The sequence below is a fragment of the Tropicibacter oceani genome (assembly GCF_029958925.1).
GTDB lineage: Bacteria > Pseudomonadota > Alphaproteobacteria > Rhodobacterales > Rhodobacteraceae > Pacificoceanicola > Pacificoceanicola oceani.
Window position 1 is genome coordinate 2,224,587 of record NZ_CP124616.1, and the last position, 17,099, is coordinate 2,241,685.

Annotated in this window: 14 protein-coding genes; 11 read left to right on the top strand and 3 right to left on the bottom strand. The window is 65.4% G+C overall.

Annotation, left to right across the window (positions count from 1 at the left end; translation table 11 throughout):
* The first annotated feature begins 48 nt into the window (after positions 1-48).
* The 4 genes from QF118_RS10720 to QF118_RS10735 all read left to right on the top strand — a co-directional run bounded on the left by QF118_RS10720 (position 49) and on the right by QF118_RS10735 (position 4,965).
* Positions 49-3,072, top strand: a complete 3,024-nt coding sequence (locus QF118_RS10720) for a sarcosine oxidase subunit alpha family protein (protein ID WP_282299056.1) — start codon at positions 49-51, stop codon at positions 3,070-3,072.
* A complete protein-coding gene (locus QF118_RS10725; protein ID WP_317133873.1) occupies positions 3,065-3,649 on the top strand; it encodes a sarcosine oxidase subunit gamma in 585 nt (194 codons plus the stop codon). The genes QF118_RS10720 and QF118_RS10725 overlap by 8 nt, the downstream gene beginning before the upstream one ends.
* A gap of 141 nt (positions 3,650-3,790) precedes the next feature.
* Positions 3,791-4,210 (top strand): hypothetical protein, encoded by a 420-nt coding sequence (locus QF118_RS10730; protein WP_282299057.1) that lies wholly within the window; start codon positions 3,791-3,793, stop codon positions 4,208-4,210.
* 155 nt (positions 4,211-4,365) lie between these two features.
* Entirely contained in the window at positions 4,366-4,965 is a 600-nt protein-coding gene (locus QF118_RS10735; protein ID WP_282299058.1) for a superoxide dismutase, read from the top strand.
* A gap of 40 nt (positions 4,966-5,005) precedes the next feature.
* On the opposite strand, the gene QF118_RS10740 is transcribed toward QF118_RS10735, so the two are convergent.
* On the bottom strand, positions 5,006-6,916 hold the full coding sequence (locus QF118_RS10740) for a Hint domain-containing protein (RefSeq protein ID WP_282299059.1): 1,911 nt from the start codon (positions 6,914-6,916) through the stop codon (positions 5,006-5,008).
* A gap of 219 nt (positions 6,917-7,135) precedes the next feature.
* Here QF118_RS10740 and QF118_RS10745 point away from each other — a divergent pair, with 219 nt between their 5' ends.
* Entirely contained in the window at positions 7,136-7,591 is a 456-nt protein-coding gene (locus tag QF118_RS10745; RefSeq protein ID WP_282299060.1) for a host attachment family protein, read from the top strand.
* A 78-nt stretch (positions 7,592-7,669) separates the two neighbouring features.
* Complete coding sequence (gene rarD, locus QF118_RS10750) at positions 7,670-8,584, top strand: EamA family transporter RarD (RefSeq protein WP_282299061.1); 915 nt, start codon at positions 7,670-7,672, stop codon at positions 8,582-8,584.
* Here the strand turns inward: rarD and QF118_RS10755 are convergent.
* Positions 8,527-9,078: an LOG family protein gene (locus tag QF118_RS10755; RefSeq protein WP_282299062.1), complete on the bottom strand. Its 552-nt coding sequence runs from the start codon at positions 9,076-9,078 to the stop codon at positions 8,527-8,529. The two genes, rarD and QF118_RS10755, sit on opposite strands and share 58 nt — an antisense overlap.
* A gap of 116 nt (positions 9,079-9,194) precedes the next feature.
* Between QF118_RS10755 and QF118_RS10760 the strand changes: the two genes are divergently transcribed.
* Both QF118_RS10760 and QF118_RS10765 read left to right on the top strand, forming a co-directional pair.
* Positions 9,195-10,607 (top strand): LysM peptidoglycan-binding domain-containing protein, encoded by a 1,413-nt coding sequence (locus QF118_RS10760; RefSeq protein WP_282299063.1) that lies wholly within the window; start codon positions 9,195-9,197, stop codon positions 10,605-10,607.
* Positions 10,608-10,765: 158 nt separating this feature from the next.
* A complete protein-coding gene (locus tag QF118_RS10765) occupies positions 10,766-12,571 on the top strand; it encodes an ABCB family ABC transporter ATP-binding protein/permease (protein WP_282299064.1) in 1,806 nt (601 codons plus the stop codon).
* A gap of 12 nt (positions 12,572-12,583) precedes the next feature.
* Here QF118_RS10765 and QF118_RS10770 read toward each other — a convergent pair whose 3' ends face one another.
* Positions 12,584-13,213 (bottom strand): CatA-like O-acetyltransferase, encoded by a 630-nt coding sequence (locus QF118_RS10770; protein ID WP_282299065.1) that lies wholly within the window; start codon positions 13,211-13,213, stop codon positions 12,584-12,586.
* Positions 13,214-13,448: 235 nt separating this feature from the next.
* Between QF118_RS10770 and QF118_RS10775 the strand changes: the two genes are divergently transcribed.
* The 3 genes from QF118_RS10775 (at position 13,449) to QF118_RS10785 (ending at position 17,041) form a co-directional block, all read left to right on the top strand.
* The gene (locus QF118_RS10775) at positions 13,449-15,599 is read left to right on the top strand and encodes a malate synthase G (RefSeq protein ID WP_282302461.1); all 2,151 of its coding nucleotides are present in this window, start codon (positions 13,449-13,451) and stop codon (positions 15,597-15,599) included.
* Positions 15,600-15,701: 102 nt separating this feature from the next.
* On the top strand, positions 15,702-16,130 hold the full coding sequence (locus QF118_RS10780; protein ID WP_282299066.1) for a GlcG/HbpS family heme-binding protein: 429 nt from the start codon (positions 15,702-15,704) through the stop codon (positions 16,128-16,130).
* A 137-nt stretch (positions 16,131-16,267) separates the two neighbouring features.
* Positions 16,268-17,041, top strand: a complete 774-nt coding sequence (locus QF118_RS10785) for a gamma-glutamyl-gamma-aminobutyrate hydrolase family protein (protein WP_282299067.1) — start codon at positions 16,268-16,270, stop codon at positions 17,039-17,041.
* Positions 17,042-17,099 lie beyond the last annotated feature (58 nt).

The following is a 17,099-nucleotide window of genomic DNA, read 5'->3' on the forward strand; positions in this document are numbered from 1 at the left end:
GGGGGCAGACAGCCCCCGGGTGCCTGCCAAAAGCGAAGGCTCCAGATCATGAGCACCCGTCTCGCCAAATCCGGCCGGCTCATCGACCGCTCCAAGCAGGTCGAATTCACCTTCAACGGCAAGCGCCTCAAGGGGCACGCGGGCGATACGCTCGCCTCTGCGCTTTTGGCCAATGACCAGATGCTGGTGGGCCGCAGCTTCAAATACCACCGCCCGCGCGGCGTGGTCGCCAGCGGTGCCGAAGAACCCAACGCCCTGGTCAACCTGGGCCATGGCAATACCCATGAACCCAACCAGCGCGCCACCACGACCGAGCTGTTCGACGGCCTTCAGGCCACCAGCCAGAACCACTGGCCCAGCCTGGAATATGACGTCGGCGCGCTGAACCAGCTGGTCGCGCGTTTCCTGCCGGCGGGCTTTTACTACAAGATGTTCATGTATCCGCGCTCCTTCTGGAAGCACGTCTATGAACCCTTCATCCGGCAATCTGCAGGTCTGGGCAAAGCGCCGGATGCGGAAACCCGCGATCCGGATCATTACGAACATTTCTACGCCCACATTGACGTTCTGGTGATCGGCGGCGGTGTGGCTGGCCTTCAGGCGGCCAAGGCGGCCGGGGACAGCGGCGCCAAGGTCATGTTGATCGAACAGACGGCGCACTGGGGCGGCCGCACGCCCGTTGACGGCGGCGAGATCGACGGCAAACCCGCCGAAGAATGGATCGACGAAACCGTGCAGGCGCTGAACGCCATGCCCAACGTCACCCTGCGCACGCGCTGCATGGGGGCGGGGGTCTATGACCACGGCTATGTTCTGGGCTACGAGCGGCTGACCGATCACGACCCCAAGGCGACAGGCCCGCGCCATCGCCTCTGGCGTATCCGCACCAAGCAGATCGTCACGGCGACCGGCGCAATCGAGCGCCCCATCTCCTTTGCCGGTAACGACATTCCCGGCGTCATGCTGGCCAGCGCCGTGCGTGACTATGTGGTGAACTGGGGTGTCTCGATCGGCGACCGCACCGTGGTTGTCACCAACAACGACGACGCCTATCGCACCGCCCTTGCCATCGTGGCAACCGGCCTGTCCGTCCCCGCGATCATCGACGTGCGCGTGCATCCCACCGATCCCGCGCTGGTGGCGCAGGCCAAGGCGGCGGGCATCACCGTGCACATGGGGCAGGCCATCGCCAAGGTCAAAGGCGGCAAGCGCGTGACCGGCGTGGTCATCAGCTCGCAAGCCGGCGAAGGCGCCATGGTCGAAGAAATCTCCTGCGAATGCGTCGCCATGTCCGGCGGCTGGTCGCCGGTGGTGCACCTGTGGTCGCATTGCGGCGGCAAGCTGAGCTGGGACGCGGAAAATGCCTTTTTCCGCCCCGACGCCAGCCGCGCGCCCACCAGCCATGACGGCAAGGGGTTTGTCATCGCCGCAGGCACGGCGAACGGCTACCTGTCCCTGAATGACGCCCTGCAAGACGCCGACAAGGCGGGCCGCGAGGCCGCCCGTGCCGCAGGCCATCGCCCCGGCGAGGCAGGTGCCCCCAACGCCAAGGCCCCGGCGGAATCGCCCATGGCCCCGGTCTGGCTGATGCCGCAGGGCGCAGGCCCGGAACTGCGCATGAAGGCCTGGCTGGACTATCAGAACGACGTCAAGGTCTCCGACGTCATGCTGGCCGCGCAAGAGGGCTATGAATCAGTCGAACATACCAAGCGATACACCACGCTGGGCATGGCAACCGATCAGGGCAAGCTGAGCAATATCAACGGTCTGGCGACGCTGTCCAAGGCATTGGGCGAAGATATCCCGCAGGTCGGCACCACCACCTTCCGCCCGCCCTATACACCCATTTCCATGGGCGCGATCGCAGGTGAAGCGCGCGGCGAGATTTTCCAGCCGCTGCGCAAGACCCCGATGCACGCCTGGCACGAGGCGCATGGCGCGGAATGGGAACCCGTCGGCCATTGGCGCCGCCCCTATTGCTTCCCCAAGGCGGGCGAAAGCAAGCATGACGCGGTGATGCGCGAAGTGAACGCCACCCGCGCCAGCCTTGGGCTGCTCGATGCCTCGACCCTTGGCAAGATCATCGTCAAGGGGCCGGACGCGGGCAAGTTCCTGGACATGCTTTACACCAACATGATGAGCACCCTTCAGCCGGGCAAGTGCCGCTATGGCCTGATGTGCAGCGAGAACGGGTTCCTGTCCGATGACGGCGTCGTGGCGCGCATCGACGAAGACACTTTCCTTTGCCACACCACCACCGGCGGCGCGGATCGCATCCATGCTCATATGGAGGACTGGCTGCAGTGCGAATGGTGGGATTGGAAGGTTTATACCGCCAATGTCACCGAACAATACGCGCAGATCGCCGTGGTCGGCCCCAATGCCCGCAACCTGCTGAACGCTTTGGGCGGCATGGACGTCAGCAAGGACGCGCTGCCCTTCATGGGCTGGGCTGATGGCGAATTGGGCGGCTTTCCGGTGCGGGTTTACCGGATCTCTTTCTCGGGCGAGTTGAGCTATGAAATCGCCGTGCCCGCCAGCCATGGACAGGCCTTCTGGGATCTGTGCATGTCCGTCGGCGCGCAGTGGAACATCACGCCCTATGGCACGGAATGTCTGCACATCATGCGGGCCGAAAAGGGCTTTATCATGATCGGGGACGAAACCGACGGCACCGTGATCCCGCAGGATCTGGGGCTGGACTGGGCCATCTCGAAGAAGAAAGAGGACTACCTGGGCAAACGCGCGCAGCAGCGCAGCCATATGGCGGACCCGAACCGTTGGAAACTGGTGGGTCTTGAAACGCTGGACGGCAGCACGCTGCCCGATGGGGCCTATGCGGTGGCCGAAGGCAAGAACGCCAACGGCCAGCGCAACACCCAAGGGCGCGTGACGTCGACCTACCATTCGCCGACCCTGAACAAGGGCATCGCCATGGGGCTGGTGCTGCACGGGCCTGACCGCATGGGAGAGGTGATCGAATTTGCCAAGGACGACGGCGTGACGATGATCCCGGCCAAGATCGTCAGCCCGGTATTCTATGATCCGGAAGGGGAAAAGCAGAATGTCTGAAGCGATGAACATGCCCCCGGCCGTCAGCCCGCTGATGAACGCGTCCTATGACGGGTTGGTGCAGGTCACCGAACTGGGCCCGCTGGGGATGATCACCCTGCGCGGCGATCTGTCCAACGCGGCGCTGGTCAAGGCCGCCACCGCTGTCGCCGGGGTCAAGATGCCCGGGCTGCGCGGCGCCAGTTGCAACGGGGACCACGGCATCTTGTGGATGTCCCCGGACGAAGTGCTGGTGCTGTGCCCCCACGCCGAGGTCGCCACCGCCGTCGCCACGCTGGGCGCGGCGCTGCAGGGCCAGCATGCGCTGGTGGCGGATGTGTCGGACGCGCGGGCGGTTTTCGCGCTGAAAGGCGCGATGACCCGCGAGGTGCTGGCCAAGCTGACGCCCGCCGACATGTCGCCCGAAGGCCTGCCCGTGGGCGAGCTGAGGCGCACGCGCCTGGCGCAGGTGGCCGCCGCCCTGTGGCTGCGCGACAAGGACGAGGCGCAGGTCATCTGTTTCCGGTCGGTTGCGGACTATGCCTTTGGCGTGCTGAAAAGCGCCGCGCATCCGGCCAGCGGCGTCGGATTTTTCTGACGCCGCAGCCGGGGGCAAAGCGGCGCGCGGGGCAGGGCCCTGGCGCCGCACGTCGAATTTGACGCGGGTTGGCGTCGTTTTGGGGTTGCCCCCGTGAACCGGTCCGGTAGCCTGCCGGGACAACACCCAAGAGGCTACCCCATGATCCGATCCGTATCCCTGTCCCTGATGATTGCATCGCTGTGCCTGCCGGCCGCCGCCATGGCCAAAGGCACCGGTTATGAATGCGCGATCAAGGCTCCCGGCAACAATGGCTGGTTGCCCGAGGTGCTGTTCATCGGCCATGATACGACGTCGCATGCCGTCGTGGTGTCGGACCCGATCATCCTGTACTACAACGACCGCCAGCCGATCCAGGGCCGGGTCAAGACCGACAACGCCAAGCGCACGACCTTTGCCTGGAAGCTGGACGCCAAGTCCAATTCCAACCAGCGCGTGACCATCACCTATACCGCAACCTACCTGAAGGGCAGCGGCGAGGTGACGATGCAGGCGATGCCGCTGGGCTATGCGAACATCTTTCACGGCAAGGGCCGCTGCGAGGTCAAGACGCTGAAATAGGCGCCGGGCGCGGTGGGCCCGCAGGCTCTGTGCTGCCTGCATGGGCATCGGCGCGCCGGTAATTTCGGCCTGTTTTCTCGGCTTTGCCTTGACGCGCCACCGGTTCAGGGACAGGTATAGCCCTAGGAAAACGCAGCAACACGGAGGGGTGTCCCATGGCATTCGAACTTCCCGATCTTCCCTATGCGCATGACGCACTGGCCAGCAAAGGCATGAGCCAGGAAACGCTGGAATATCACCACGACATTCACCACAAGGCCTATGTCGACAACGGCAACAAGCTGATCGCCGGCACCGAATGGGACGGCAAGTCGCTTGAGGATATTATCAAGGGCACCTACCAGGCGGGCGCCGTGGCGCAGTCGGGCATTTTCAACAACGCCTCGCAGCACTGGAACCACATGCAGTTCTGGGAAATGATGGGCCCGGGCACTGGCGACATGCCGTCCGAGCTTGAGGCCGCGCTGAAGGAAAGCTTTGGCACCGTCGACAAGTTCAAGGAAGAGTTCAGCGCCGCGGGCGCCGGCCAGTTCGGGTCGGGCTGGTGCTGGCTGGTCAAGGACGCCGATGGCGGCCTGAAGATCACCAAGACCGAAAACGGCGTGAACCCGCTGTGCTTTGGCCAGACCGCGCTGCTGGGCTGCGATGTGTGGGAACATTCCTACTATATCGATTTCCGCAACAAGCGCCCGGCCTATCTGGCGAACTTCCTCGACAACCTGGTGAACTGGGAAAACGTCGCGGGCCGCCTCTAAGCGCCGCAACGCTGAATGTAATTTTCGGCGACAGCTTTGTTCAAGGCCGGGGTGCAGCGATGCGCCCCGGTTTTGTTTTTGGCAACCAGGCAAGGTGATCGCCTTGCAGGGGTTTGCGGTTGCGGCGATGGCGCAGCACCAGCCGCGTCGCATGGCCTTCGCGCAGCATCGGCCGGGCCGGGATCAGGCTTGCGAACAGCGCCAGGTATTCGTCGGCGCGCCCCTGCGGCAGCGCCGCCAGGCTGGCATCACCGGGAAAGAAGCTTTCGCTGTGGCAGCCTTCGGCCTCGACGATTTCGTGGCGGGCAAAGACCAGGTGCACATAGCGCACCCCGACATCGGGCGTCAGCTGCCGGACCCCGGGCAGGACGCACAGCTTGCGCGCGGGCACCAGCGCCTCGTCCTCGCCCAGCATGCGCCGCACGATGGGGCCGCAGATCAGGATCCGGTGTTGAGGCGACACCGTCAGATCGCGCGCCGGTACCCCCAGCGCCAGCGCCCCGGCCTTGATCCGGATCGGGCACAGATGCGGGTCCTTGCGCAGATCATCGGGGGACAGGTGGCGCACCGCCCGCCGTTTCAGCCGCTGAAACCCGTTGTCGCGGGTCCAGACCAGATCGCCGCGCCGCAGGGTTTCGATGCGCACCGGGCCGCGTTTGGTGCGCACCAGCGTCCCGGTGGTGAAGCAGGCCACCATCACGTTGCTGCCGCTGATCTGGCCGGGGGCAAAGTTCAGCACCCGCACCGTGCCGGCCCCGGCGGCGGCGGGCAGCGATCCCCGGCTTAGGTCGATCACCGTATCCGCACCCGACGCGACAGCGGCATCCATCGCCTCTTGCAGGTTGTCGAAATACAGCGACAGGTCGAGGTCATCCATGGTTTCATCGAAATCGGTGATCACGTCCTCTTCGCTGCCGGTGGCGTCGATCCTGAAAAAATCCGCCTCCAGCCCGCCGGTCAGCGTGTCGCTGCCCGCGCCGCCGATCAGGGTGTCGCGGCCATCGCCGCCCTCCAGCAGGTCATTGCCCCCGGCGCCGGACAACAGGTCGTCACCGCCCGCGCCCAGCAGGGTGTCAGCATTGACGCCGCCATAAATGTCCTCGTGAAAGAATTGCCCCTGCACGGTGGTCGCGGTCGATCCGGCCGTCTGCCCGGACAGCAGCACATTGCGGGCGAAATCATCGGCGGTGCGGGCATCGGCGCCGGTCAACCCCTGGATCGAGGCGGCAAGGTCGGCGTAGTGGGGCGAAAACGCGGTGACATCGGCGAAGTATTCGTCCGGGATCGGATCGGGATAATCAATGCTGCCGGCGCGCGTCACCGTGCCGATGGCATAGGTTTCCGTCGTGCCGTCGCCATCCGCGTCATATTCCAGATAGGTGCCGCCGCCCGACATGCCGGTCAGAACCTGCGCACCGTCAATCGAGAAATAGCCCCCCGCATCCCCCGCCACGTCCTGCGCCGTGTAGCCGTCGATGGCGCCCGAGGTTTCGTGCAGCGTGCCCTCCTGGCCATCAAGCGAGGTCGCGCTGCCCGGGTAGCCGGTGATATGGACCGTGCCGGTCAGATCCACCGGGTCGTTGGCGATCAGCATGGGCACCGCCGCGCCATCATAGAATTCGCCGCTGGACAGCCGGTCGCCCACATGCAGCGCCATGTCATAGCCGGCCTTGATGGCGTCGGGGCTGCCGTCGCCGTTCAGATCGTCGCGATAGGAATCCCACTGCGCGCTGTCGGCAGGCAGGGTATAGTCGTATTCGGTGGTGCGGTGTTCTTCGCTTTCGCCGGTCAGGGATCGTTGCGGCACCGCCTTGGAACTGCCGCCCGGCGACGGGTAGTGGTTGGCGCTGAAATAGATGCCGCCGCCAATATGCAGCCCCGAGAATTTCACGTCGACTGACGCCAGGTGGCGCAGCTCGGTCGTGTCCGGATCGACGATGGTCACTGTCATCTCGAAACAAGGCTCCGTTTGGCAGAAGGTGGCGGAACGCCGTGGCCCGTGACGGGCCTGCCGCCTGTCCCTTGGCTAGGAACACAATGGGGCATCCTTGGGGCGAATTGACCGCAAACCGGGAACCACCCCGGGGTTTTTGCACTTATCCTTAACAAGGGATAAAGCGCCGCGCGCCTCGGCGCGCGACTGTCCCCAAGACACAAAGGGAGATTTGACATGGCCATCTTGACAAAAGGCACCTGGGTTCTGATCGCGGACGGCGAAAAGGCTCTTTTCCTGCGCAACGACGTCGACGCCCAGGACCCCGACCTTAACGTCATGCGCATCGAGGAACAGGATAATCCGGCGGACCGCGATCAATCCACCGACCGCGCCGGGCGCAAGGCTGGTGGCGGGCCATCGCCGAAATCGGCCATGTCCGAAACCGACTGGCACCAGCTGGCCAAGGACCGTTTTGCCGATGAGCTGGCCGAGATCCTCTTTGGCCTGGCCCATCGCGGCGCCTTTGACCGCATCGTTCTGGTCGCGCCCCCTGCAACCTTGGGCGAATTGCGCGGCAAGCTGCACAAGGAGGTCAGCGCCCGCGTCGTGGCCGAGGTCGACAAGACACTGACCAACCACCCGATCGACAAGATCGAGAAACTGCTCAAGGCCGAACTGGAAAGCGCCTGACGCCGTGCCCCTTGCCCCCTTGTCCTTGTCGGCCCGCTTGCGTAGCGTCGCGCGGGCAGTCAGGGGCAGGGGCAGGGCATGAGCGACAGCAAGACCGGCATTCTGGCCATGATCGGCGCCTGCGTGATCTGGGGCCTGTCGCCTTTGTATTACAAACTTCTGACCCATGTGCCGCCGCTTGAACTGCTGGCGCATCGCACGCTGTGGTCGCTGGCGATCTTTGCCGGGCTTCTGGCGGTTCAGGGGCGGCTGGGCGCACTGCGCGCCGCGCTGGGCAGTCCGCGCGCCGTGGCGATCCTGGGCGTTGCGGCGCTGATGATTTCCGCCAACTGGTTCCTGTTCATCTTTTCGGTCCAGATCGGCCGGGTGACGGAAACCTCTCTTGGGTACTACATGTTCCCCCTGGTTGCGGTGGTGCTGGGCGTCGTCGTCATGAAGGAACGGCTGGGCCCCTGGAAATGGGCCTCGGTTGCGCTGGCGGCGCTGGGCGTGGCGCAGCTGACCTGGGGGCTGGGGGCCGCGCCGTGGATTTCCCTGACGCTGGCCTCGACCTTTGGCCTGTACGGGATCATCAAGAAACGCCTGAACACCGGTCCTGTGGTGTCGGTCACCGCCGAGGTGGCGCTGCTGTCGCCAATCGGGATCGTCTGGCTGGCCTGGCTGCACAGCCACGGCCAAGGCGTGTTCGGGCAGGACCTGCAAACCTCGGGTCTGCTGGCCTTTTCCGGACTGCTGACCGCGCTGCCGTTGGTCCTGTTTTCAAAGGCCGCGCAAAAGGTGTCTCTGTCCACGGTGGGCCTGCTGCAATACATCAATCCGACGCTGCAATTCCTTTGCGCCGTGGCGATCTTTGGCGAAACCTTTACCGGATACCACATGATCGCCTTTGCGATGATCTGGCTGGCGCTGGCGATCTATTCCGGGGTCAGCATCGCTCAGGACAGGGCGCGGCGCAAAAGGCCGGCGACTTCTTCGGCCGTGGCGCCGCACTGAACGAAATCCAGCAGGCTGTCCTCGGCAAAGCCATGGTCCACCGTGTGCTGAAGCAGCGCGCGCAGCGGCCCCCAATAGCCCTGCGCATCCAGCAGCACGATCGGCTTGTCATGCAGGCCCAGCTGCCGCCATGTCAGCACCTCAAAGAATTCATCCAGCGATCCCGGCCCGCCCGGCATCACCACCACCGCATCGGCGTTCATCAACATGACCTTCTTGCGTTCATGCATGGTTTCGGTGACGACAAAGGTGGTCAGATCGGTCTTGCCAACCTCGGCGCGCAGCAGGTGCACGGGGATGACGCCAAAGGTCGCGCCGCCGGCCTGCTGGGTGGCGCGCGCGATGGTGCCCATCAGCCCGACATCGCCGGCCCCGTAGACCAGCCGCCACCCCTCGGCGGCGATGATCTGGCCAAGCGCGGCGGCCTCGCCTGCATAGGCAGTCTGGGTGCCAAGGCGCGACCCGCAATAGACGCAGATGGATTTTTGGGACATGGGGCGGCTCCGGGCTTGGGCGAAATGGGCTTTTGACCGTTGATAGGCCGCTTGATATACACGCTCAACCGCGCGTATGCGCGCGGCAGGGGATGAACGCAGGTCATGGAACGTCAATGAGCAAACTGGCACAGAACGCCGCGATTGGCGGAATGGCGACAGCGGCCGTGGCGCTGGGCCTTGTGGTCACCGGCGTGATCGACCTGGGCAAAGCCCTGGGCCGCGACCCCGCGCCGGAACCTGCGGCCCTTATGGCACCCGATGGGGACAGCCCCGTACAGCCCGCCGCACCCGCGGCCCGGGGCGCCTCGCTGACCGCCGCGGCGCCGCCGCCCGCCGCCGCCGAACCTGCCGCTGCCGCCGCGCCCGCCCCGCAACAGGCAGCCCCCCAGCCGCAGGCCGAGGCCCAGACCGAGCCCGCCCAGCCGGACGACATCGCGCCCCCCAGCTTTGACCTTGTGCGCGCCGAACCGGGCGGCAGCACGCTTGTCGCCGGGATCGGTACCCCCGGCGCGCAGGTGCAGGTCTTGGTCGATGGCACCGCCGCCGCCGATGCCGAAGTGGGCGCAGACGGGCGCTTTGTCGCCTTTGTCGATATCGCAGCCGGCGCCAATGCGCATGTGGTGACGCTGCTGCAAAAGCAGGGCGATCAAATCCGCGCCTCGGACGAAGAGGTGATCATCACCCCAACCGCCATCCCAGCCGAGCCCGACCAACTCGCCAGTGCCAGCGCGCCCCAGCCGCAGCCGGCGGCCGATCCGTCGCCTGGTGACGCAGGCAACCCCGCGCCACAAGCAGACGCGCCTCAAACACCCGCAGGCCCGGGCGCGCCGCCCGAAACCGCCACCACTCCGTCGCCGGGCGCAGCGCAGACACCGCCCGATGTGACCACGCAATTGGCGGCTGCCGCGCCGCAGGAACAGGCCGCGCCCAACGCCGCCGGCGCCATGACCGCGCCCGTCATCGCCGCGCCGCCCGCCGCCCTGGCCACCGCTGCTGCACCGCAGGCGCCCTCCGTTCTGCTGTCCTCGCCGCGCGGGATCGAGGTCCTGCAAACCGCGCCGCTGGCCCCCGGAGACGTGGCGCTCGATGCCATCAGCTATGACGCCGAAGGCGAGGTGCTGCTGTCGGGACGCGGCGAGGAAACCGCCTTTGTCCGCGTCTACCTCGACAACAGCCCCGTCACCACATCGCGCATCCGCGAGGACGGGCGCTGGCGCATCACCCTGCCGCAGGTCGACACCGGCACCTACACGCTGCGCGTCGACCAGTTGACCGAGGCCGGCGTCGTCACCGCCCGCGTCGAAAGCCCCTTCCTGCGCGAAAGCCCCGAAGTCCTGCAGGCCGCCACGACCCAAGGGCCGATCACCGCGATCACCGTGCAGCCGGGCAACACGCTCTGGGCCATCGCGCGCGACCGCTATGGCGAAGGTCTGGACTACCTCAAGGTCTATCAGGCCAACAAGGACCGCATCCGCAATCCCGACCTGATCTACCCCGGCCAGATCTTCGATCTGCCCGACCAGTGACCAGGGCGCCCTTTGTGCTTCTTCTTGGCTGAAATACTCCGGGGGGGCCTCCATAGGAGGCGGGGGCAGAGCCCCCAACCCGGTCTCGGCCGCGCGCCGCCTCTGGTCATTCCGGGCGCGCACCACTACATCGCTGGCATGTGATCAAAGGAAACACCATGCCACCAGAGCTGAGCGCCGAACAAACCGCCGCCGAAGAACGCCGCTCGGGCTGGCGCACGATCCAGAAGGTCGGCCCCTACCTGTGGCCCGCCGACAAGCCTTGGGTGAAACAGCGCGTGGTTCTGGCGCTGGCGCTTTTGGTGCTGGCCAAGCTGATCGCCGTCTACACGCCGATCCTGTACAAGCGCGCCGTCGACAGCCTGTCGGGCGAAGTGCCCGACCTGCTGCTGGGCGCCGTCGGCCTGACGGTTGCCTATGGCATGGCCCGCCTGATGACTGTCGGCTTTCAGCAATTGCGCGACGGCGTCTTTGCCAAGGTCGGGCAACGCGCCCTGCGCACGCTGGCGCTGGAAACCTTTACCCATATTCACCGCCTGTCGCTGCGCTATCACATCACCCGCAAGACCGGCGGCCTCAGCCGGATCATCGAACGCGGCGTCAAGGGCGTCGACTTCCTCTTGCGCTTCATGCTGTTCAGCGTCGGCCCGCTGGTGCTGGAACTGACGCTGGTCGCGGGTGTTCTGTTCTACCTCTTCGATGTCTGGTATCTTCTGGTCGTGACCGTGGTCATCGGGCTTTACGTCTGGTTCACATTTGCGGTGACCGAATGGCGCGTCAAACTGCGCCGCGAGATGAACAAGCAGGACACCGACGCCAACCAGAAGGCCATCGACAGCCTGCTGAACTTTGAAACCGTCAAGTATTTCGGCGCCGAGCAGCGCGAGGCCGCGCGCTATGACGTCGCCATGCAGGCCTATGAAGGCGCCGCGGTCAAGACCGCCACCTCGCTGGCCTTTCTGAACTTTGGCCAGTCCTTCCTGATCACCACCGGGCTTGTCGCTGTCATGGTCATGGCGGCGCTTGGGGTGCAGAACGGCACCCTGACCGTGGGCGATTTCGTCATGGTCAACGCCTACATGATCCAGATCACCATGCCTCTGAACTTTCTGGGCACGGTCTACCGCGAGATCCGGCAAAGCCTTGTGGACATGGGCGAGATGTTCGACCTGCTAGAACAGCCGCAAGAAGTGTCCGACAAACCCGGCGCGCGCGATCTGAAGGTCGACGGCGGCGTGGTCACGCTGGACGATGTGCGCTTTGGCTACGATCCGGCGCGCCCGATCCTCAAGGGGGTCTCGGTGCAGGTCGGGGCCGGGCAGAACGTGGCGCTTGTCGGGCCCTCCGGGTCCGGCAAATCCACCATCGGGCGGCTGTTGTTCCGGTTTTACGACGTCGGCGGCGGCGCGATCCGCATCGACGGGCAGGACCTGCGCGACGTCACGCAGGAAAGCCTGCACAGCGCCATCGGTGTGGTGCCGCAGGACACGGTGCTGTTCAACGACACCATCCGCTACAACATCGCCTATGGCCGCGACGGCGCGACCCAGGACGACATCGAACAGGCGGCCCGCGCGGCGCAGATCCATGATTTCATCGTCTCGCTGCCCGAAGGCTATGACACTGCCGTGGGCGAACGGGGCCTCAAACTGTCGGGCGGTGAAAAGCAGCGGGTGGGCATCGCGCGCACCTTGTTGAAGAACCCGCCGATCCTGCTGCTGGACGAGGCGACCAGCGCGCTGGACACCGAAACCGAAGCCTCGATCCAGACCGCGCTGAAGCGCGCCGGCGAAGGGCGCACGGTGATCACCATTGCGCACCGCCTGTCGACCATCGCCGATGCCGACCGCATCGTGGTGCTGCAAGAGGGCGAAGTCGTCGAGGAAGGCACCCATGATGCGCTGTTGGCCAAAGGCGGGCGCTATGCCGCGCTTTGGGCGCGCCAGCAGGCCGAAGAGGCCTAGGCCGGAGCGGCGTCAGAGCCCGTCAAGACAGCGTTGCAGCTGGTCAAAGAACTGACCCAGGTGCGCGCCATCGACCAGCGCGTGATGCACCTGGATCGCCATGGCCATCCGATAGCGGTCGCCCTCGGGCACGATCTTGCCCCAGGACACCCGCGGAATGCAGTCATCCGCATGGGGCAGGGCATTGTCCAGCGCGGTGAAATCCAGCCAGGGCAGGCAGGACAGATAGGCGACATCGTCGCGCGCGCCGGAATTGGCCTCAAGGCCCTGCTGGGTCCTGGCGGCCTCGATCCGGCGCATTGCCTCGGCCTCGAAAACCGGGAAATCGGGGGCGAAGGGGACATAGGCATAGGTAAAGTCGCCGCTTTGCAGCGGTACGGTCATAGACAGGTCGGTCCGGTCGTGGCGCAGCACCTGGTCGCCGCGAAACCGCATCAACAGGGCCGGCACCGCATGCAGCCCGCAACCGATGGCGAAAAGGCAGGCGCGATAGGGCGACAGCCCCGCCGCGACGCGGCGCGCCATCAGATGGGTGACGTCCAGACGGGTGGTCAGGGCGTAATGCGGGCGGTCATAGCCGCGAAACAGCCGGAACTGCGGCGCCCGGGACCAATCTGCAAGGGGGATGGGATGTTCTGCCATGGCGCCACTCTAGACGCAGCGGCGCGGGGCGGCAAAGCGCTTGAAGAAGTTTCGCATCCTTTTTGAAAATCCCTGCCGATAATGCGCAGTATACTGAAAGCCGACGGGATTCAGGGCGGGACCTCCGGGAAAATGCAGAATTGGTAAGAAAAAATTACCAAGAATGTTGCCTATCGGAAACTTTGACCCTATTCAGAGACATATCCTCATGAGAGCGGACAGGAGAATGACAGCCATGGTGCAACGGGTGGAACGCAACGGACTTCGGGTCGCTCAAGAGCTGGCCGATTTCATCGACAACCAGGCCCTGCCGGGCAGCGGCGTTGCGCCGGAATCCTTCTGGGACGGGTTTTCGCGGCTGGCGTATGACTTTGGCCCGCGCAACGCGGCGCTGCTGGCGAAACGCGAAGACCTGCAAAAGCAGATCGACGACTGGCACATCGCGCGCCGCGGGCAGGTGCACAGCCATATCGAATACCGCGCCTTTCTGGAGCAGATCGGCTATCTTCTGCCCGAGGGCGAGGATTTCCAGATCGACACCGCCAATGTCGATCCGGAAATCGCCAGCGTGCCGGGGCCGCAGCTGGTGGTGCCGATCACCAACGCGCGCTATGCGCTGAACGCCGCCAATGCCCGCTGGGGCAGCCTGTATGACGGGCTGTACGGCACCGACGCCATGGGCAGCGCCCCGCCCAAGGGCGGCTATGACAAGGGCCGGGGCGCCCGTGTCGTGGCACGCGCCCGCGTTTTCCTGGACGAAGCCTTTCCGGTCGAGGGCCTCAGCCATGCGGATGCCCGGCGCTATCACGTTCAGGGCGGCGCGCTTTTGGTCGATGACCTGCCGCTGGTTTCGCCGGACAAGTTCGTCGGCTATCGCGGCCACCCCAAGGCGCCCGACGCGGTGCTGCTGCGCAACAACGGCCTGCACGTCGAACTGGTCTTTGACCGCACCCACATGATCGGCGCGCGCGATCAGGCGGGGCTGGCGGATGTGCGGCTGGAAAGCGCCGTGTCCGCCATCATGGATTGCGAGGATTCCGTCGCCTGCGTCGATGCCGAGGAAAAGGTGCAGGCCTATGCCAACTGGCTGGGGCTGATGAAGGGCGATCTTGAGGATCGGTTCGAAAAGGCCGGCCAGACGGTCACCCGCGCCCTGCACCCTGACCAGATCTATACCGGCCCCGTTGGCGGCGAGGTGACGGTCAAGGGCCGGGCGCTGATGCTGGTGCGCAATGTCGGCCACCTGATGACCAACCCGGCGGTGCTGCTGAGCGATGGCACCGAGATCTACGAAGGGCTGATGGACGCGATGATCACCGTGCTGATCGCGCGCCATGACCTGAACAAGGACGCCGGGCTGCGCAATTCGCACGCCGGGTCGGTCTATGTGGTCAAACCCAAGATGCACGGCCCCGAAGAGGTTGCCTTTGCAAACGAGACCTATGGCTTTGTCGAACAGGTGCTGGGTCTGCCGGAATACACCGTCAAGCTGGGCATCATGGACGAAGAGCGCCGCACCAGCGTGAACCTGAAATCCTGCATCCGCGCCGCGCGCCACCGCGTTGCCTTTATCAACACCGGGTTTCTGGACCGCACCGGCGACGAGATCCACACCTCGATGGAGGCGGGACCGTTTTCGCGCAAGGATTTCATCAAGCGCAAGGCCTGGATCGGCGGTTATGAGGCGCTGAACGTCGATATCGGTCTGGAATGCGGGCTGTCGGGGCGGGCGCAGATCGGCAAGGGCATGTGGGCCATGCCCGACCGCATGGCCGCGATGCTTGAGACCAAGATCGAACACCCCAAGGCGGGGGCGAACTGTGCCTGGGTGCCGTCGCCCACCGCCGCCACGCTGCACGCGCTGCATTACCACCGGGTCGATGTCTTTGCGGTGCAGGCGGCGCTGCGCAAGGGCGGGCGCCGGGCGCATGTGGACACGATCCTGGACATTCCGCTGGCCTCGTTCCGCAAGTGGACCGACGCGCAGATCGTGCAGGAGGTCGAGAACAACGCCCAGGGCATCCTGGGCTACGTGGTGCGCTGGATCGATCAGGGCGTGGGCTGCTCCAAGGTGCCGGACATCCACGATGTGGGCCTGATGGAAGACCGCGCCACCTGCCGGATTTCGTCGCAGCATATCGCCAACTGGCTGCATCACGGGGTGATTTCCAAAGAGGATACCATGGAGATCCTGAAGCGCATGGCCGAGGTGGTGGATCGCCAGAACGCGGGTGATCCGTTCTATGCGCCGATGGCGCCGGGTTTTGACGGGATCGCCTTCAAGGCGGCTTGCGATCTGGTGTTCGAGGGGCGCGTGCAGCCTTCGGGGTATACCGAGCCGGTGTTGCACCGTCGCCGGTTGGAGCTGAAGGCGGCCCGGGGCTGAGGGATTGCGCCGCGCCTTTGGCGCGTCGCGGTGGGCGGGCGCCTGCGGCGCCCGCCTTTTTGAGTATTTTTACCAAGAAGAAGCACGAAAGGCAGGTTCATCATGGCCGCGATCAGTTTGCGCCGCGCGCGCACGATCATTCGCAAGACCCTGGAAAAAGGGCAGGAAATGGGGCTGAAGCCGCTGAGCGTCATCGTTCTGGATGAGGGTGGGCATGTGATTGCCTTTGAACGTTCGGACGGGGCGTCGCCGGGGCGTTTTGCCATCGCGCAGGGCAAGGCCTATGGCGCGGTGATGCTGGGCATGGCGGGCACGGCGCAGATGCAGCGCGCCGAGGCGCAGGCCTATTTCATCGCCGCCGCCGGGGCGGCGCTGGGCGGCCAGATGGTGCCGGTGCCGGGCGGCATCCTGGTGCGCGATGCCAAGGGGCGCGTGCTGGGGGCGGTGGGTGTGACGGGCGATACATCCGACAACGATGCAGCGGCCGGGCGCGCCGGGATCGAAGCGCTGGGTCTGGTTGCCGAGGTCTGACGCGCGCCGGGTGCAGACTGCCCAACAGGCGGGCAAAGCCGCAGGCCCGCAGCGGCGCACAGCGAATTGTGCGCCGCAATACCTTTCGGAAAGGCTTTGGCTGTCATAATAAGGGGTGTCCTTAACGGAGATTGCGCATGACTCGTCCCATCGTCGGTATCATCGGCAACCAGTATCTGATCAACGATCAGTACCCCGCGCATGCGGGCGGGACGATGACCTCGGAGGCGATTTCGGATGTGGCGGGCTGTCTGCCGCTTTTGGTGCCGGCCGATCCGCGGCTTGTTTCGGTCGAGGAGTTGCTGGACACCTGCGACGGTTTCCTGCTGACCGGCGGGCGCCCCAATGTGCACCCCGAGGAATACGGCGAGGCCTGGACCGAGGCGCATGGCGATCACGACCGGGCGCGCGACGCCATCACCCTGCCGCTGGTGCGGGCCTGCGTCGAGCGTGGCCAGCCGTTCCTGGGCATCTGCCGCGGTTTCCAGGAGGTCAACGTTGCCATGGGCGGCACGCTTTACCCCGAGATCCGCGACCTGCCGGGGCGGATGAACCATCGCATGCCCCCCGATGGCACGCTTGAGGAAAAGTTCGAGCTGCGCCACCTGGTCACGCTGACCGAGGGCGGGGTGTTCCACCGCCTGTTCGGATCGACCGAGGTGATGACCAATTCGCTGCACGGGCAGGGGATCAAGACCCCCGGCAAGCGGATCGTCATCGAAGGCCATGCGCCCGATGGTACGCCCGAGGCGATCCATGTCGAGGGGGCCAAGGGCTTTACCCTGTCGGTGCAATGGCATCCGGAATGGGATGCGGCCAATGACCCTGTGTCGCGGCCTCTGTTCACCGCCTTTGGCGAGGCTGTGCGCGCCTTTGCGGCCGGTGTCGGCGGGATGCGCCGCAGCGCCTGACAGGGCGCTTCGGCGCTGGTTACGGCGGGCATCTGGCCGACCGCGCGCGGGGCGCAAC

What these genes read in the sequence shown, in the direction of transcription:
- QF118_RS10720 (WP_282299056.1), top strand. Translation starts at nt 49, where the DNA reads ATGAGCACCCGTCTCGCCAAATCCGGCCGGCTCATCGACCGCTCCAAG.
- QF118_RS10725 (WP_317133873.1), top strand. Translation starts at nt 3,065, where the DNA reads ATGTCTGAAGCGATGAACATGCCCCCGGCCGTCAGCCCGCTGATGAAC.
- QF118_RS10730 (WP_282299057.1), top strand. Translation starts at nt 3,791, where the DNA reads ATGATCCGATCCGTATCCCTGTCCCTGATGATTGCATCGCTGTGCCTG.
- QF118_RS10735 (WP_282299058.1), top strand. Translation starts at nt 4,366, where the DNA reads ATGGCATTCGAACTTCCCGATCTTCCCTATGCGCATGACGCACTGGCC.
- QF118_RS10740 (WP_282299059.1), bottom strand. Translation starts at nt 6,916, where the DNA reads ATGACAGTGACCATCGTCGATCCGGACACGACCGAGCTGCGCCACCTG.
- QF118_RS10745 (WP_282299060.1), top strand. Translation starts at nt 7,136, where the DNA reads ATGGCCATCTTGACAAAAGGCACCTGGGTTCTGATCGCGGACGGCGAA.
- rarD (WP_282299061.1), top strand. Translation starts at nt 7,670, where the DNA reads ATGAGCGACAGCAAGACCGGCATTCTGGCCATGATCGGCGCCTGCGTG.
- QF118_RS10755 (WP_282299062.1), bottom strand. Translation starts at nt 9,078, where the DNA reads ATGTCCCAAAAATCCATCTGCGTCTATTGCGGGTCGCGCCTTGGCACC.
- QF118_RS10760 (WP_282299063.1), top strand. Translation starts at nt 9,195, where the DNA reads ATGAGCAAACTGGCACAGAACGCCGCGATTGGCGGAATGGCGACAGCG.
- QF118_RS10765 (WP_282299064.1), top strand. Translation starts at nt 10,766, where the DNA reads ATGCCACCAGAGCTGAGCGCCGAACAAACCGCCGCCGAAGAACGCCGC.
- QF118_RS10770 (WP_282299065.1), bottom strand. Translation starts at nt 13,213, where the DNA reads ATGGCAGAACATCCCATCCCCCTTGCAGATTGGTCCCGGGCGCCGCAG.
- QF118_RS10775 (WP_282302461.1), top strand. Translation starts at nt 13,449, where the DNA reads ATGGTGCAACGGGTGGAACGCAACGGACTTCGGGTCGCTCAAGAGCTG.
- QF118_RS10780 (WP_282299066.1), top strand. Translation starts at nt 15,702, where the DNA reads ATGGCCGCGATCAGTTTGCGCCGCGCGCGCACGATCATTCGCAAGACC.
- QF118_RS10785 (WP_282299067.1), top strand. Translation starts at nt 16,268, where the DNA reads ATGACTCGTCCCATCGTCGGTATCATCGGCAACCAGTATCTGATCAAC.